This is a genomic window from Prevotella melaninogenica (assembly GCF_018128065.1).
Lineage (GTDB): Bacteria > Bacteroidota > Bacteroidia > Bacteroidales > Bacteroidaceae > Prevotella.
The window spans coordinates 1,206,682-1,223,248 of the sequence record NZ_CP072360.1; the positions used below are offsets into that span (position 1 = coordinate 1,206,682).

The following is a 16,567-nucleotide window of genomic DNA, read 5'->3' on the forward strand; positions in this document are numbered from 1 at the left end:
TATGTTTGATTACGCATTTTTGATACTTCTTCTACCGTTCCTAAGTGCTATTGTGCTTGGCTTGTTCGGAATGAAGATGCCTCGCAAGGTCGCTGGTATCATCGGCACTTGTATTTTGGGAACACTATTTGTGCTTAGCCTTTATACAGCTTACCATTATTTCTTCTATACTGGTGAATATACAGCTATGGGCGAGACTTTCAACGTAACTGATGGTCGTTTAGCAAATGGTACATACCCAACTGTTACAGTCTTTAATTTTACATGGTTGAAGTTTACAGAACTTCTGACATTCAACATTGGTTTACGCCTTTCTCCAATCAGTGTAATGATGTTGATAGTCATTACTACTGTCAGCTTCATGGTTCACATCTATTCATTCGGCTATATGGCTGAGCGTGATGAGAACTACAAGTTTGAGGAGTATGAGCATGGTTTCCAGCGTTTCTACGCCTACCTGTCACTCTTCACGATGTCAATGCTTGGACTCGTCGTTTCAACAAATATCTTCCAGATGTATCTCTTCTGGGAGTTGGTAGGTGTATGTTCATATCTATTGATAGGATTCTATTATCCAAAGCATACTGCGGTACATGCCAGCAAGAAGGCATTTATTGTAACTCGTTTTGCAGACTTATTCTTCTTGATTGGTATTCTGTTCTTCAGCTTCTATGTAGGAACATTCAACTTTGATCTCAACGTCAATCCTGGTCTTACAGAAACATTAAAGGGTTTGGCAAGTAATCCTACATTAACTTGGGTACTTCCAACAGCACTTTTCTTGATGTTCATTGGTGGTGCTGGTAAGTCTGCTATGTTCCCATTGCATATCTGGTTGCCAGATGCTATGGAAGGACCAACACCTGTATCTGCTTTGATTCATGCAGCTACAATGGTTGTTGCTGGTGTATTCCAAGTTGCATCATTGCTGCCTATCTATGTACAGTTTGGCGCACAGGAACAACTTCATTGGATTGCTTGGATTGCAGCTTTCACTGCTTTCTATGCAGCTGCAGTAGCTTGTGCACAGCGCGATATTAAGCGTGGTTTGGCTTTCTCAACCATCTCACAGATTGCTTATATGCTTGTTGCACTCGGTGTTTGTTTCTACGACAGCAAGCATGGTTCATTTAATAGTGCTGAGTATCTCCACCACGGAGGTCTTGGTTATATGGCAGCAATGTTCCATCTCTTCACTCATGCAATGTTCAAGGCTTTGCTTTTCCTTTGCTCTGGTGCTATCATTGTTATCATTGGAAGCAACTTCAAGGATTATATGGGTGGTTTGCACAAATACATGCCAATAACAAATATCTGTTTCTTGATTGGTTGCTTGGCAATTGCAGGTATTCCTCCATTTGCAGGTTTCTTCTCAAAGGATGAGATTATCTCTGCATGTAATGCACTTCCTGGTGTAGAAGGACAAGCTTTGAAGTGGATTATGACACTCGTAGCTGGTATGACAGCATTCTATATGTTCCGTCTCTACTACGTAATCTTTTGGGGTGAGTCTTATTACGAGCAGGACCCAGAGAATCGTCGTCGTCCACAGGAAGTTCCTTTCGTAATGTGGGGTCCATTGGTATTCCTCGCAATTATTTCTATCACTGCAGGTTGGATTCCATTTGGTCACTTTGTTAGTGCCAATGGTCTCAGCTACGATATCCACATCGATTGGAGTATCGCTACAACCAGTATCATTGCAGCAGTCATTGGTATAGCTCTTGCAACCTGGATGTATATGGGCAAAAAGCAGCCTGTTGCTGATGCTTTGGCGCGTACATTCCCACGTTTGCACAAAGCTGCCCTTAACAGATTCTATCTTGATAATGTATGGCAGTTCTTCACACACAAGATCGTGTTCCGTTGCTTCTCTATTCCAATAGCATGGTTTGATCGTCATGTTATTGATGGTACTTTCAACTTTATGGCTTGGGGTACACAGGAGGCTGGTGAGTCCATCCGTTCATGGCAGAGTGGCGACGTTCGTCAGTATGCCATATGGTTTATCACTGGTGCAGTAGCATTAACATTAGTATTACTTTGCTTGATTTAAAAAAATGAGTTGGATATTAACTGTATTTGTAATTATCCCCGTCCTGATGCTTTGTGGCCTTTGGGTTGCTAAGAATGATAATCAGGTACGTGGCGTGATGGTAGCCGGCTCTACGGCACTTTTGATAGGTGCTATCTGGCTGACCGTTTATTTCGTTCAGCAGCGCAACGCAGGTAATCATGATGCGATGCTGTTGGCAAATTCTGTCATGTGGTTTAAGCCTCTGAATATAGCCTTTTCTGTAGGTGTAGATGGTATCTCTGTTGTAATGATTTTGCTCTCCGCAATCATTGTCTTCACAGGTACATTTGCCAGCTGGCAGCTTGAACCAATGAAAAAGGAGTATTTCCTTTGGTTTGTACTCTTGTCTTCAGGTGTATTTGGCTTCTTTATCTCTACGGATATGTTCACTATGTTCATGTTCTACGAGGTAGCTCTTATTCCTATGTACCTCCTCATCGGTGTATGGGGTACTGGTCCAAAGGAGTATTCTGCAATGAAGCTTACTCTGATGTTGATGGGTGGTTCTGCACTTTTGGTACTTGGTATCCTCGGTATTTACTACTTCAGTGGTGCTACCACAATGGATGTAATCGAGTTGGCACGTTTGCACGCTATGCCAAAGGATGTACAGAACATTTTCTTCCCATTGGTGTTCATTGGTTTCGGTGTACTTGGTGCATTGTTCCCATTCCACACATGGTCTCCTGACGGTCATGCTTCAGCCCCTACAGCCGTATCAATGCTCCATGCTGGTGTATTGATGAAGCTTGGTGGTTATGGTTGCTTGCGTATCGCAATGTTCCTTATGCCTGACGCTTTAGAGATGTGGGCACCTGTATTCCTTGTGTTGACAACAATCTCTGTGGTATATGGTGCACTTTCAGCTTGTGTTCAGACCGACTTGAAGTATATCAATGCCTACTCTTCAGTTTCACACTGTGGCATGGTACTCTTCGCTTTGCTTATGACCACACAAACAGCTATCACAGGTGCTATTCTCCAGATGCTTTCACATGGTTTGATGACAGCCTTGTTCTTTGCATGTATCGGTATGATTTACCACCGTGCAGGAACACGTGATGTACGTTACCTTGGTGGTTTGATGAAGGTTATCCCATTCTTGGCAGTTTCTTACGTAGTAGCAGGTCTTGCTAACCTTGGTTTGCCAGGCTTTTCAGGTTTCGTTGCCGAGATGACAATCTTCGTAGGTTCATTTGAGAATGCAGGAACATTCCATCGTGTAGCAACAATCATTGCTTGTACAGCGATTGTTATCACGGCTGTTTATATCTTGCGAGTAGTAGGAAAGATCCTCTTCCAGACCATTCCAAATAAGAAGTTCTATGAACTGCATGATGCAACATGGGACGAGCGCTTCTCTATTGGTGCACTCATCTTCTGTGTAGCAGGTTTGGGTCTTTTCCCATTGTTCTTTGAGAATATGATTATGGATGCGGTTCATCCTATCTTTGATCACATTATCACATATATACCAAATTTGGGTAATCTTTAATAAACTGGCGAAATGAATTATAGTGATTTCTTTAAGATGATTCCGGAAGCAAGTCTTATTGCTATCCTGATTGTTTTGTTCGTTGCTGACTTTGCAACGGCAAAGACTGAAGAACGCAAGTGGTTCAACCCGCTGGCTTCGGTGCTCCTTCTGGCAAATACTTTTGTTTGTTTGCTCCCTATGGAAGCACAGACAGCATTCGGTGGTATGTATGAAACAACACCTGCTGTCGACGTAATGAAGGCAATCCTCTCAATGGGTACCTTTATCGTTGTTGTTCAGAGTCGTGTTTGGGCTGCAAAGAGCGGTAAAGAAGCTGAGTTCTATATGCTCATCGTTTCAACACTACTCGGTATGTTCACGATGATGAGCGCAGGCAACTTCTTGATGTTCTTCCTCGGTCTTGAAATGGCATCTGTGCCTTTGGCATGTACTGTTGCCTTCGATATGTATCGCAAGAACTCTGCAGAGGGTGCAGCTAAGTTTATCTTGACTGCAACATTCTCAAGCGGTGTAATGCTCTATGGTATCAGCTTCCTTTATGGTCAGTTCGGTACACTTTACTTTGCTGATATTGCAACAAAGATGGAGGCAACTCCATTGGTAATCATGGGTCTCGTGTTCTTCTTCAGTGGTCTTGGTTTTAAGATTTCTCTTGTTCCATTCCACTTTTGGACAGCTGATACCTATCAGGGTGCACCAACAACCGTTACTGGATATTTGAGTGTAATCTCAAAAGGTGCAGCAGCATTCACATTATTGAGCATTCTCTTTCATGTCTTTGGTGGCATGATGGACTATTGGCATGTGTTGCTGATGATTGTTGTTGTACTCTCAATTACTATTGCTAACCTCTTTGCCGTACGTCAGAGTGAGTTGAAGCGCTTCATGGCGTTCAGTTCTATCTCTCAGGCAGGTTATATTATGTTGGCTGCAGTTGGTAATGATTGGTCAAACTCTGTTGCTGCTCTTAGCTACTACGTTTTGATTTATGTTGTTGCTAATATGGCAGTCTTCACAATCATCTCCGTTGTAGAACAGAATAATGGTGGTAAGACGAATATTGATGATTACAACGGTTTCTATCAGACTAACCCACGCCTGAGCTTCTTGATGACCTTAGCGATGTTCTCACTCGGTGGTATTCCTCCGTTTGCAGGTATGTTCTCTAAGTTCTTCATCTTTATGTCAGGTGTTAATGGTGCTGATATTAACACAACGATGGGCGCATGGGCATACGGTGTTGTATTCATCGCATTGCTCAATACCGTTATCTCACTCTACTACTATCTCAAGATTGTGAAGGCAATGTATATTGTTCGCACAGACAATCCATTGCCAACCTTCAAGAGTGACTGTAACACTAAGTTTGCTTTGGCTATCTGCATGGCAGGTATCCTTCTCTTTGGTGTATGCAGCTTTGTATATGACTGGATTGCAGCCACGGTTTAATCGTTGCTGCATTATTAGTTAAGCAATATAAATCGCCTAAGGATCTACTCAGATTCTTAGGCGATTTTACTTACCAAGTATTGCTATTTCTAAATCAGTTCAGCATTACTTCGTCTTCTAACTTTACCTTGTAGTTCATTTTCTCCTCATATATAGTTTATGTGTACATGCTCCGCACATGTTGTGCTAACGCTCCGCACGTGTTGTGCTGTTGGTATGCACCAATGGTGCTGAGTACTAATAACATTGTAATGCAACGTGTGTAGGGGAGCCCCTCTTCATGTTTCTGAATTCTAAAGGACAACAGATTTGCTGTGAGGAATGCGATTAAGCGCACCCCTACAACGAACAACAGTTTGTAGATGAAGTTCCTCTTGGCTGTCAGTTCACTTATCTCTGCGATTAAGCATCTGTTTCTTACATCTTGTAAGTCCTTCAACCTTGGTTTCTTCGTTGGCAAGCGTAGCTGGATTGACCACTGCCTTTGCTATGGCTCCCATACTGTTCGACAAGTCTATTGTTATGTCGCTGACCTTTAGTCGGTTTTCCTCTGGCAACTGCCTTAACACAGTTATCACGTTGGATGGCTTTGTCTCTTTTACAATGGTTATTATCGTATGCTTTTTCCCATGCCTATCCTTGTTGTGGAGTATCGTGTATACCTCATGGCAGAAAGACGTCTCGCCTATGCCCAAATGCTCTCCCATGTTCTCGGGCAATAAAACTTGTTTGGAGGCGTACTCACGCTGCTCCCATGAACTGAAGTCGTTGATCACCTCCTTGTAATTTTTGGCAAACGTGCCATCATTTATCATGTATGTATGCAATAGTGACTTCGCTGTCACTGCTTCATTGTCCATCCGCTGCCTTAAAAAAGCGCAAGCTCTTTCGAGTATTGCGTCTTCCTGAGGGCTATGCTTCCCAACGGTACGATGTAGTTATGGTTATCTTCCGTTAGCCATCTACGGAGGCATACGTGTAAAAAAGAGAGTGTGTCAAAATACAATTACCATTTTGATAATATTACAGTTTGACACACTTCATTAAAAAAAGACCATTTCAGTACTCGATTTTGAGTAAAGAAATGGTCTTTTCTTTGCTTTTAGAAAAAACTACTTATACTTTGAAAGTTGTCAAGTTATTAATTTACATTTTGACACACCTTCTTCGATAACTATTGAATTTTCAAATCAATACCTTAGAAGTTGTAATATACACCGAAAGTGATATTATTACCGTTAAGAGAGGCACCCCAAACATTATTTGCCTTAGCACCACTTACATCATATTTAGCAGACTTCCATCCAACGAAACCAATGTGAGTTATAAAACTTACCTTTGGGCTAAGATTAACAGCAAGACCTGGTCTTAAACCTGCTTCCCATTCATTAATAGACGCAGAATTTACTCCAGAATGAGCGTGGTTATAATGAGTATAACCCAAACCACCATCAACGAAAGCATTCACATACTTTGAGCGTACGAGAGTGTAACGAGCGTATGGTGCAAGTTTGAAATAGTTACGAGATTCTCCCTCATATTGAACAGGATTACCTTTACCCCAACCGATTGTGGTACCAATTGCCCAATCCTCATTGACATTGTAACCAATCTCTGGAAGGAACTGATAAGTTGTAACAGCATCAGAACCATCAGTCTTAGAAGAAGCGATACCAACGCTACCACCAACATAAACCTGTGCATTTGCTGCAAGTGACACGAATGCTACTGCAAGTGACAATAAAATCTTTTTCATAATAGAAAACTTTTAAATTAATACTGAATTATATCTATTTTACCTTATGCCATATACCACTTTTAGCGGTAATAAGCACATTCTTTGAGTGTAAAGTGATTTAATTTAAATAACCAAATTTTATAAACAAGTTTTACCCTAATTATGTAAATGTAGGTTAAATACTTGTCCGTTCACCTTATTATATATAACTTTGTAGCCAATCCCGATAAGATTTTCCAATACATTCTGATGATAACAGAAGCACATTATATTATCAAATTATGATGAAAAAATCTACTTTCATTGCAGGTCCCTGCGTTATTGAAAGCTCTGAACTACTTAGCACAGTTGCTGAAGAGTTAGTTAGGCTGAATAAAAAATATGATATCAACATCATTTTTAAAGCAAGCTTTGATAAGGCTAATCGCACAAGTATAAAATCCTTTCGTGGTCCTGGACTTGACAAAGGTCTTGCCATGTTACAAAATATCAAGGAAAAGTACGGATTAAGATTACTGACTGATATTCATGAAAGCTATCAAGCTGAGCCAGTTGGAGAAGTTGTTGATGTTATCCAGATTCCTGCTTTCCTTTGTCGTCAGACAGACCTATTGGTGGCTGCAGCAAAGACTGGTAAGATTGTAAACATTAAGAAAGCACAGTTTCTTAGTGGTAGAGATATGCGCTATCCTGTACAGAAATGTCAGGAAAGTGGGGCTAAGGAGGTATGGCTGACTGAGCGCGGAAACAGCTTTGGATATAACAACCTCGTTGTTGACTTCCGTAATATTCCTGACATGAAAGAGATTGTACCAAATGTCATAATGGATTGTACGCATAGTGTACAGCGTCCAAGTGCTGGAGATGGGAAGACTGTTGGCGATCGAAAGTTTGTTCCTTCAATGGCATTAGCTGCCAAAGCTTTTGGAGCAACAGGCTATTTTTTTGAAGTACACCCTACCCCAGACGAAGGCTTGTCTGATGCAGCGAACATGTTAGAACTTGACAACTTAGATGAATTAATTGGAAAACTCGTATGAACGAAGCAGAACAAAGATTGACACAAGTCAGAGCATATGCTACACAATGCATTAAAGAGGAAGCTGATGCAACATTGAACCTAATCAACCAGTTGGATGAAAACTTTGATAAGGCCGTTAGCCTGATGTTTCATTGCACAGGTAAGGTTATTGTTACGGGTGTTGGCAAAAGTGGAAACATTGGAGCAAAGATAGCTGCAACGCTTTCTTCTACGGGCACACCAGCTTTCTTTGTTAATCCTCTGGATGTCTATCATGGTGATTTGGGTGTAATGACAAGGGATGACGTTGTGTTAGCATTGTCTAACTCAGGACAGACTGACGAATTACTCCGCTTTATCCCGATGGTACTTCACATGAAAATTCCAATTATCGGAATGAGTGCCAATCCTAATTCTTTGTTAGCAAAATATTCTACGGTTCATATAAAGGTTTGGGTTGAGAAAGAAGCATGCCCACTCAATCTTGCTCCTACAAGTTCAACGACAGCAGCACTTGTTATGGGTGATTCTTTGGCGATTGCCCTTATGCGTGTCCGTAACTTTAAGCCAAAAGACTTTGCACAGTTCCATCCAGGTGGAGAATTAGGTAAACGCTTGTTGACTACAGCACAAGACGTGATGCGCTCAGACGAGCTTCCTGTTATTCCGAAGGATATGCACTTAGGTGACGCTATCATACATGTAAGCAAGGGTAAACTTGGCTTGGGTGTATCACTTGAAAATGGGAAAGTAATCGGACTAATAACAGATGGAGATATCCGTAGAGCTATGGAGCGTTGGCAAGCAGAATTCTTTGACCATACTGTTAATGATATAATGACTAAAGAGCCAAAGATAGTCTTACAAACAACGAAGATAACGGAGATACAACAGATTATGCAGCAAAACAAGATACATACAGTGTTAGTATGTGATGAGCAAAGACACTTATTAGGTGTTGTTGACCATTATAGTTGTATGTTGTAAAGATAGTGTATTGCGATCTTATCTGCGATAGTTATATTGAGCAAAATAGCCTTCGTTTGCTTATAGGTTATTATTGCTATTGACGGAAAATGAGAGAAAGAAAAGTGAACTTAAATAGAAAAAAAGCCATCACATTGGTGATGGCATTATCTTATTTATTATTTCCAACATGTCTTTCAGCACAAAATGTGACAAAAAAATCTTTGATGAAAAGACATGAAACGATGATGAACAGAGCTGATTCTATGATTGTCAATCAGCTTCGTAAGAAGGGAGTACATTTCTCTCATAATAATTCTGTTACCCTTCTTACAACTGGAAAAGACAAGTTTAACGACCTTTTCAAGGCTATCGATCAAGCACGTTCAAGCATTCACTTGGAATACTTTAACTTTCGTAACGACTCTATCAACGAAGAATTGATACGACACTTAGCCGCAAAGGTAAAAGACGGAGTTGAGGTTAGAGCTGTCTTTGATGGTTTTGGTAATGCAAGTAATAACCGTCCCATGAAGAAACGCCATTTAAAATCAATTCGTGAGAAAGGGATTGAGATTTATGAATTTAAGCCAATGGCGTTCCCTTGGCTTCATGACATCTTCAATCGTGACCATCGTAAGATAGTTATTATTGATGGTAAGGTAGCTTATACAGGCGGAATGAATGTGGCAGACTATTATATTAATGGTACGAAAGTCGTTGGCTCATGGCACGATATGCATTGTAGAATAGAGGGAGATGAAGTTAACACATTACAAAACATCTTTCTTAGAATGTGGTATTTAGCATCAGGACAGAAGATACATGGTGCTAAACACTATCGTGGAATATCAAATACTGATTATATAAAAGGATTGAAACCAGACACCTGTGGGAGTGCAGGAAATAAGATGGTGGGTATTATCAATCGTGAGCCGCACATCTCAAAAGATATAATCCGCTACTTTTATGTTAATGCTATTAATGACGCAAAAGACAGTATAAAACTTATCAATCCATATTTTACCCTGAGCAGAGCCTTGAAGAAGGCTTTGAGGAATGCCGTAAAACGAGGCGTAAAAGTTGAGATACTGCTGAGTGTAAAGAGTGATATCCCATTAACTCCAGATTGTGGATTCTATAATGCACATCAACTAATGAAAGAAGGGTGTACGATCTGGATGTATGAAAAGGCTTTCATCATACAAAGATTATCACTGTCGATGGACAATTTTGTACGGTTGGTTCTGCCAACCTTAATGCAAGAAGTCTACGTTGGGACCGAGAAGAGAATGCCGTTATAGTTAACGCATGTACTACACATGAGTTGGATGTCCTCTTCGATACTCAAAAAAAAGATAGTTTTAAGCTTACAGAAACAAAGTGGAAACAATGGCGTACACCATGGCAGCGTTTCCGTGGATGGTTTGCCCACCTACTTTCTCCCTTTTTGTAACGAATAGAAATAGAAGATTGCAGTATTATATCTTATTGATATCAATATAACCATGCATCACTGCATAGATGGTCAAGGCTGATACACTCTTCATCCCAAGTTTATCCATTATATTCTTGCGATGAGTAATTACAGTGGTCAGACTGATATTAAGTTTTTCAGCAATCTCTTTGTTTATCAATCCTTGTACTATCAAGGACAAGACCTCTATTTCACGATTGCTAAGAATCTTGTTCTTTAACACCTGAGGAAGTTCTGGAAGATTCTTACCACCAGAATGACCATATTGTGCAATCTTTAGAATAGCTTTGACAAGTTCGTCTTCAGGAACATTAATACAGAAACTATGGAAACCTGACAGCTGAGCATTGGGATCCTTTGTAAGTGTAAGAACAATAGTCTTATGGATACATTGAGAGAAGAATTGTCTGTTCTCCAAGACAATTACTTGTGACACAAAATAATGATAATACGAATTTGGCTGTACATTCTCAAACTCTTGAAAACTTGAAAATGAGTCGACTGTCATGATAGGTATAACATTCTGTAATATATGTTTCAATCCCAACACGACAAGCGTATTGGAATCAACTATAGCTATCTTAGGACGTCCCATGTTCATATTAGCAGGATTTTCCATCGTTTTATTTATATAGTAACAGGGTGACTCACCCACTCTATTATTTGCTTTCTATTACAATTTTACACTACTTATATCCACAAGATTATTCACAATTGCATAGATTGTTAATCCTGCTGGTGAATGTATCTGCAACTTACGAGCAATATTACGGCGGTGTGTAATCACCGTGTTTGTAGAAATACACAGATGATCTGCAATCTCCTTGTTTGTCATTCCCTGTGCAACAGCAACAATAACATCCTTTTCACGATCACTAAGAACCTCGTTTGACACAGGACTCTTAGTAATCATATTCGAAATCTTTACGCTTACATCATTCTGCTTACTCTTTTGTTCTAAACGTCTAATTACTGGAATAAAGATTTCTTCTTCAACCAAAGCATGCTGTTCAAGCCATGCTTCACAGTTATAGATATCATATAAAGTGGCTGTGAGGCGGTTGTTATGATGTGCATCAGAAGGGAGGTACTTGATAATAATACTCTTCAATTCGCGCAACTTCACATCCGTTTGGCTATGATGCTTAGAATAAGTTTCAATATCGTATGCATCATTCGCCTCACCTTTCAGCAGTGTATCAACGTATGGGAACACATTCTTCTCTTCATATTGCATATGATTATGAATAGAATGAGCATATTCATCATAAAGACGGAGGATAAGACGAGCAAGGTTATCCGTTTCGTCCAAAGAAGCACTCAACTCCTTACGAATAAAAGGTAACTTATACTCAAGGTAATAAGTATGACTTGCTCTAAGATATTGCATAAGGGTTGGGATTGACAATCTATCAACATCATCAAACCCCTTGTATCCATTTATCGTAAAATTGACTACCGCCAAAAATGTGAAAGTATCTACATTTTGATCATCACAAACCTCACTCACAGTCTTATCGCCAAAGCCCAAACTGATACCAAAACTCCCTAAGCTCTGTAATAGGTCATAATTATCTCTGATAAGGTAAATCATCTTATCATCGGGCTCATACATTTTCTGATTCTTCATCTTGTAATTTTATAACGATATCGTATGCAAATAACAAAAAAAAGTCAATAATGCAATAGTTGCAGTAAAGTATTTAGTTTTTATCATTAATTATTGCCTCCCCAAAAGCACTATGTCTTAACTACAAAACAATCAACTATTTTCATAAATCTTCTCATAAAACACAATTACTTAAGTGGGTTCTATTAATTAGCTTTGTCATATTCCGAAACTATCTTCGAGGGCAAATTGATAGTGAACAAAGAGGTTATATGAGCATAATGGCTGAATGAACTAACAATTTGAACAAAAGAGGGTTCAAAAAGTGACAAAATGCAACCATTGATATAACGGAGGTGGGAATTAATAGCCCCCCTTAGTACTATCTGTCAAACTTTACCCTTATAAATAGATTGCTTCTTAACTATATACCTATTAATGACAACGACCACCCTCTCTTCCCATCTTCTGCCAATGTGATGTAGCCCATCACAGGTGGTGTTCACTGTCAACACCATTGGTGCGAAAGGCTAACACCAGTGGTGCGAAGGGTTAGCACCATACAAACTGATTATCAGAACATGTGCAACTTACTCTTAGGAAAACTCAAATTAAAACTCTTCAAATTACAAAGAAGAAACTATTTTTGTTATTTAGTGGTCAGATCCAAATAAAAGTGGTATCTTTGTGGCTTATAAAGTGTTATAAAAAACATGATAAAGCTAAGATAACAGATATGACAACAGATAAAACAGCTATTAGAAAGGTTACACGTAAGCGTGGAGCGAAGGCACAGAAGGCTCCACTAAAAAGCCGTACTATCTCGAACGATCTTATCCCAATAGAAGAAGAAACTTGGCTTCTTCAGCCAATTGCTGTGACGATGATGCGCCATGATTATTCACTTATTCAGGTGAGAATTTTGGTATCTATTGTTGAGAGTCTGCAGTCTATTTTACATGGTATTTTGAACAACAAGCGAGGTTTTCAGCTTGACTTATTCCACACTGATGAGTTGGATGAGGACGGACGTATGCCAATTAAATTACCTTTTAAGGAATTAGGTGTTGACCCCAATCACTATCCTCAATTGCGAAACTCACTGAAGATGCTTGCCTCTATTCCTGTAGAGATTCCTTATAAGACGGCTGAAGGAAGAAAATACACAAAGGCAACCAACCTTTGTGACGTATATATACCTGAAGACCGTTCTTATAACAAATATGCAATTCTAAAGCTTGATCATAGCGTAGCAGAGCGTCTTGTATCTTTAGACTTTGGTTATCATCGATTGGGCAAACAGATTGTTTTTGCATGTAAGAATCGTTATACCCAACGTATCTATATGTTTATTGAGTCATGGGTAGATAAAGGTCGTACTGTTATCAAGACATTCGAGTTCCGCAAGATGCTTCGTTTGGAAAACAACTACAAGAAATTCTCTGACTTCTGTCGTCGTGTTTTAGACCCAGCTATGCAAGAATTAAGAGAGCTTGCTGAGAAAGGCTTCTGCGATTGTCATTTTGAATATGAGAAGAAGTATGACCGTGGTCAGCGTGGTGGTGAACCAGATGAGCTTATCTTCATCATACACCGCACAAAGGATAAGATGAACGTACAGCTGCAAGAAATGACACAGAACCAGCGTCGCCAGTTCCAGCAGTATCTTGTACAATACTTTGATTTTACACCTGTTAATGCGCAAGCCATGGCTGAGCGTATTACAGCAGAGACCTATCAAGAGGCGGTACAGAAGCTGATGAGTCTGCGCGACCGGTTTACCAAGACTTTTGTTAAAGATAAAGCGGCCTACACATTTAAGAGCCTTGATGAGATGTTGAAATCAAAGGAAGTTCCCAACACTATTGTAGAGGAAGTGGAATAATATATAGGAGGTTTCCCTTACGGAATAGGAATTTACCTATTGGATATTTGAGACCAAAAGACTACTTTTGCAATAGAGATATAACATAAGTAGTCATTTTTAAAGGTTACAGATATGAAAAAGAATATTTTATATACATTCGCATTAGGGTGCTTAAGCCTTTCACTTTCTTCATGTGGCACATACTTCTCTGCCGGAGGTGGATATGGTGGTCCTATTTCCGTATATGATGATGGTTATAACGTTGGATACAGCAGTACATACGGCAGAATTGGATACGAAGAGGCACGACGACAAGCGCTCTTTTTATCAGACAAGATGGCCTATGAACTGGGCTTAAGTGATGCACAATATCAAGCTGTGTATGAAATAAATCTTGATTATCTCCTTAATATGCAGGGCGAACGCTCTCTTTATGGAGACTATTGGACACGTCGTAACAGCGATTTGTTCTATGTGTTGAATGCTCGCCAATATAACTATTATATAGGTGAAGATTATTTCTACCGCCCAGTTTATTGGTACAATAATAATTATGCTTATCGGGTTTACAATCGTTACAACGACCACAACTATTACTATCGTTCACGTCCAGCAGAATACTATACCTATCGCGGTGGACGAAACAGATATAATGAGAGTTATTATGCAGGGCGCTTTGGGGCACGCCGTAATCCACCTGCTGTAACGAATCGTACAAGAACTCCACAAGAGGTTTATCAGAATAATAGTTCGTGGAATAACCCTCAACAGAATAATGGGTATAGCAGCTTCGGCAATGCAAGAAGAGAGAATATGAACACTGCACCAAGCAGGTCTTATAACCAGCAGTTTGGAGGGGCAAGACAACAGTCAGAAAGACAGACTTACCAACCTCAACAACAGCAGTATTCTGCTCCAATGCCACAGCCATCAGGCAGTAACAATAGTTCATCATTTGGAAATGCTTCTCGCTCATCATTCCCAAGTGCTCCAATGAATTCAAATCAGTCTTCATCGGGCTCAACTCGTTCTGATGCGCCAACGAATAATAGTAGGTTCGGTGGACATAGATAGTAGAAAGATTAATATATGAAAATAACGGACATAAACCGCTCAAGAGTAGCCTCTGTAATGGTCAGAGGCTACTTTCATGCTTTCTTCTCAGGGCAAGCAGATGCCTTGTATCCTGGAAAGAAACGCTTAGAACCAAAGGAATACAAGCAATTGTTGGTTAACAATTTTGATAACCTTTCGAGTCAATTTGTATCTGTGCTCTTCCCTGTACTTATTCGTCTGAATTACTCAAATCTTGAGACTGTAACAGAAGATATGAAACGACGACATTTCTCAGAGACAACTTCTGCAAAGATTTTATTGCGTTATGCCTGTGGGAGTAAGGAGTTATATGACCTTGTAACAGCCGAATATCAAAAACAGATATTTGCTCTGCTTGACGGACATTTACAGTCTGCTGAAGACTATTTTGTTGATTGCCCTACTTTAGCACATGAAAACAACGTACCTGTTTCACTGGCTATCCGCTCTATCGTTCGTGTACAAATGCAAGCCTATGCAGCTGGAGTAACACAAGCAAAGACAGAGATTAATGGATTGCACCAGGCAACTGTATACCGTTTGATGATTGCAGGGATGATGACACTTTTGCATGAAGAGCCTGTAAAGTTTGAAGAGGAGAATTTAGAAATGATGTTCAGAAAGGTATCATTAAACTCTGATAACTTTGAACATCTCATGAATGAAATGAATCAAGCCTACGAAGACTTGGTCTAATACAAATTTTTCAAAACAAAGACTTTAGAGAGGTAGCACTGAAACACTTATATTATCCGTCACCATAAAGCAGCTATACAACCTCACTTTTACGGCTTTTAAGGTTAGAATTTCTTTTACATTTTATTCTACAAAGCCTGTTAGAAGACAATATAAAACATCTTTCTTTAACGCGCATATAATCAATTGTAAATCAAGACTTTACAATATAGAATAAGGAAAGGTGCTTAGTTGGCTTTTAAAAGGGCGTTAATCAGACCTCAAAAGGGCAGAACATCTTAGTAGGCATAATGTTGATTACAGGAATCCATCAAGTGGGAAGAAAATCAATAGAGATTAAATCAACTATTGTCAAATTCTTCATTTTTAATGATGAGCCTTTACCATAAATAGTATAGCGTATATAGAAAAATAGAATATGAATAAAACATATAGGGATTTAATTTATAGATTTCAGAACCTGGGTATTGAAGAATCCCAATCCACCGGTGCAATCCTTATAGGAAAAGCGCCCCATATAGCCCCCGAGGCTTGGCTAAACACCCTGTATCCTCCGCTAAGTAAGAACGATGTCCAAGCATTGGAGAAAGAATTAGGCATGGAAAATCCCATCGATTATAAAAAATTCTTGTTAGATGTAAGCAATGGGTTAAACATATTGGTTGGAACCTTTTGTTTAGACGGGTTAAGAAGAAACTATAAAAGAAGCACTGATGAAAGCCGCCAACCGTTTTCGATTATTACGGCAAACATTCGGGAAAGACCTAGAAATGCCGCAGACGACCATTTCTTTACAGGCGGTTATGACTGGGACGGTTCTTATCTTTATATAGATAAAAGAACAAGCACCGTGCACTATTGTGATAGAGACGATGCAACCTCCCTATTCCAATGGGAAACGTTCGAGCAAATGCTTATATCAGAGTTAAAGAGGATATACTCACTGTTTGATGAGAGGGGAAGAAAAATAGATGAAGACCTTTATACCACCCCAATTAAAAGGTAATATAAAGCCTCGTGATATTAGTCATATAAGGGTATCAGTGAACACCCATACAAGGGTATTGACGAACA

The 16,567-nt window shown here is 39.6% G+C and carries 13 protein-coding genes and 1 pseudogene; 10 read left to right on the top strand and 4 right to left on the bottom strand.

Annotated features, from left to right (window positions below; genetic code table 11):
• Position 1: 1 nt before the first annotated feature.
• Genes J5A56_RS10710 through J5A56_RS10720 form a run of 3 tightly spaced genes read left to right on the top strand, consistent with a single transcriptional unit; the run spans position 2 to position 5,024 of the window.
• A complete protein-coding gene (locus tag J5A56_RS10710) occupies positions 2 to 2,056 on the top strand; it encodes an NADH-quinone oxidoreductase subunit 5 family protein (RefSeq protein WP_021672058.1) in 2,055 nt (684 codons plus the stop codon).
• A 4-nt stretch (positions 2,057 to 2,060) separates the two neighbouring features.
• Positions 2,061 to 3,572: a complex I subunit 4 family protein gene (locus J5A56_RS10715; RefSeq protein ID WP_021672059.1), complete on the top strand. Its 1,512-nt coding sequence runs from the start codon at positions 2,061 to 2,063 to the stop codon at positions 3,570 to 3,572.
• Positions 3,573 to 3,584: 12 nt separating this feature from the next.
• Positions 3,585 to 5,024, top strand: a complete 1,440-nt coding sequence (locus J5A56_RS10720; protein WP_021672060.1) for an NADH-quinone oxidoreductase subunit N — start codon at positions 3,585 to 3,587, stop codon at positions 5,022 to 5,024.
• A 386-nt stretch (positions 5,025 to 5,410) separates the two neighbouring features.
• On the opposite strand, the gene J5A56_RS10725 is transcribed toward J5A56_RS10720, so the two are convergent.
• Both J5A56_RS10725 and J5A56_RS10730 read right to left on the bottom strand, forming a co-directional pair.
• On the bottom strand, positions 5,411 to 5,884 hold the full coding sequence (locus tag J5A56_RS10725; protein WP_021672061.1) for a transposase: 474 nt from the start codon (positions 5,882 to 5,884) through the stop codon (positions 5,411 to 5,413).
• Positions 5,885 to 6,222: 338 nt separating this feature from the next.
• A complete protein-coding gene (locus J5A56_RS10730) occupies positions 6,223 to 6,780 on the bottom strand; it encodes an outer membrane beta-barrel protein (protein ID WP_021672062.1) in 558 nt (185 codons plus the stop codon).
• 263 nt (positions 6,781 to 7,043) lie between these two features.
• Here J5A56_RS10730 and kdsA point away from each other — a divergent pair, with 263 nt between their 5' ends.
• From kdsA to J5A56_RS10745, 3 genes and pseudogenes are all read left to right on the top strand, one after another.
• Entirely contained in the window at positions 7,044 to 7,802 is a 759-nt protein-coding gene (kdsA, locus tag J5A56_RS10735) for a 3-deoxy-8-phosphooctulonate synthase (protein WP_021672063.1), read from the top strand.
• Positions 7,799 to 8,770 (top strand): KpsF/GutQ family sugar-phosphate isomerase, encoded by a 972-nt coding sequence (locus tag J5A56_RS10740; RefSeq protein WP_021672064.1) that lies wholly within the window; start codon positions 7,799 to 7,801, stop codon positions 8,768 to 8,770. Before kdsA ends, J5A56_RS10740 begins: the two co-directional genes overlap by 4 nt.
• A gap of 140 nt (positions 8,771 to 8,910) precedes the next feature.
• Positions 8,911 to 10,205, top strand: a pseudogene (locus J5A56_RS10745) (phospholipase D-like domain-containing protein).
• A 25-nt stretch (positions 10,206 to 10,230) separates the two neighbouring features.
• Here J5A56_RS10745 and J5A56_RS10750 read toward each other — a convergent pair.
• Both J5A56_RS10750 and J5A56_RS10755 read right to left on the bottom strand, forming a co-directional pair.
• Entirely contained in the window at positions 10,231 to 10,845 is a 615-nt protein-coding gene (locus J5A56_RS10750) for a response regulator transcription factor (protein ID WP_021672066.1), read from the bottom strand.
• A gap of 54 nt (positions 10,846 to 10,899) precedes the next feature.
• Complete coding sequence (locus tag J5A56_RS10755) at positions 10,900 to 11,856, bottom strand: helix-turn-helix transcriptional regulator (protein WP_021672067.1); 957 nt, start codon at positions 11,854 to 11,856, stop codon at positions 10,900 to 10,902.
• Between the two features lie 715 nt (positions 11,857 to 12,571).
• On the opposite strand from J5A56_RS10755, the gene J5A56_RS10760 reads away from it, so the two are divergent.
• The 4 genes from J5A56_RS10760 to J5A56_RS10775 all read left to right on the top strand — a co-directional run bounded on the left by J5A56_RS10760 (position 12,572) and on the right by J5A56_RS10775 (position 16,499).
• A complete protein-coding gene (locus J5A56_RS10760) occupies positions 12,572 to 13,720 on the top strand; it encodes a replication initiation protein (RefSeq protein ID WP_036919951.1) in 1,149 nt (382 codons plus the stop codon).
• A 114-nt stretch (positions 13,721 to 13,834) separates the two neighbouring features.
• Positions 13,835 to 14,776, top strand: coding sequence for a hypothetical protein (locus J5A56_RS10765; RefSeq protein ID WP_021672069.1), 942 nt, complete (start codon positions 13,835 to 13,837; stop codon positions 14,774 to 14,776).
• A 15-nt stretch (positions 14,777 to 14,791) separates the two neighbouring features.
• Positions 14,792 to 15,493, top strand: a complete 702-nt coding sequence (locus J5A56_RS10770; protein ID WP_021672070.1) for a hypothetical protein — start codon at positions 14,792 to 14,794, stop codon at positions 15,491 to 15,493.
• Between the two features lie 418 nt (positions 15,494 to 15,911).
• Positions 15,912 to 16,499 carry an SMI1/KNR4 family protein gene (locus tag J5A56_RS10775; protein WP_021672071.1) on the top strand — a complete coding sequence of 196 codons (588 nt, stop codon included), beginning with the start codon at positions 15,912 to 15,914 and terminating at the stop codon, positions 16,497 to 16,499.
• Positions 16,500 to 16,567 lie beyond the last annotated feature (68 nt).

Excerpts from the sequence above, each read along its gene's own strand:
- J5A56_RS10710 (WP_021672058.1), top strand. The coding sequence starts at position 2 with ATGTTTGATTACGCATTTTTGATACTTCTTCTACCGTTCCTAAGTGCT.
- J5A56_RS10715 (WP_021672059.1), top strand. The coding sequence starts at position 2,061 with ATGAGTTGGATATTAACTGTATTTGTAATTATCCCCGTCCTGATGCTT.
- J5A56_RS10720 (WP_021672060.1), top strand. The coding sequence starts at position 3,585 with ATGAATTATAGTGATTTCTTTAAGATGATTCCGGAAGCAAGTCTTATT.
- J5A56_RS10725 (WP_021672061.1), bottom strand. The coding sequence starts at position 5,884 with ATGGACAATGAAGCAGTGACAGCGAAGTCACTATTGCATACATACATG.
- J5A56_RS10730 (WP_021672062.1), bottom strand. The coding sequence starts at position 6,780 with ATGAAAAAGATTTTATTGTCACTTGCAGTAGCATTCGTGTCACTTGCA.
- kdsA (WP_021672063.1), top strand. The coding sequence starts at position 7,044 with ATGATGAAAAAATCTACTTTCATTGCAGGTCCCTGCGTTATTGAAAGC.
- J5A56_RS10740 (WP_021672064.1), top strand. The coding sequence starts at position 7,799 with ATGAACGAAGCAGAACAAAGATTGACACAAGTCAGAGCATATGCTACA.
- J5A56_RS10750 (WP_021672066.1), bottom strand. The coding sequence starts at position 10,845 with ATGGAAAATCCTGCTAATATGAACATGGGACGTCCTAAGATAGCTATA.
- J5A56_RS10755 (WP_021672067.1), bottom strand. The coding sequence starts at position 11,856 with ATGAAGAATCAGAAAATGTATGAGCCCGATGATAAGATGATTTACCTT.
- J5A56_RS10760 (WP_036919951.1), top strand. The coding sequence starts at position 12,572 with ATGACAACAGATAAAACAGCTATTAGAAAGGTTACACGTAAGCGTGGA.
- J5A56_RS10765 (WP_021672069.1), top strand. The coding sequence starts at position 13,835 with ATGAAAAAGAATATTTTATATACATTCGCATTAGGGTGCTTAAGCCTT.
- J5A56_RS10770 (WP_021672070.1), top strand. The coding sequence starts at position 14,792 with ATGAAAATAACGGACATAAACCGCTCAAGAGTAGCCTCTGTAATGGTC.
- J5A56_RS10775 (WP_021672071.1), top strand. The coding sequence starts at position 15,912 with ATGAATAAAACATATAGGGATTTAATTTATAGATTTCAGAACCTGGGT.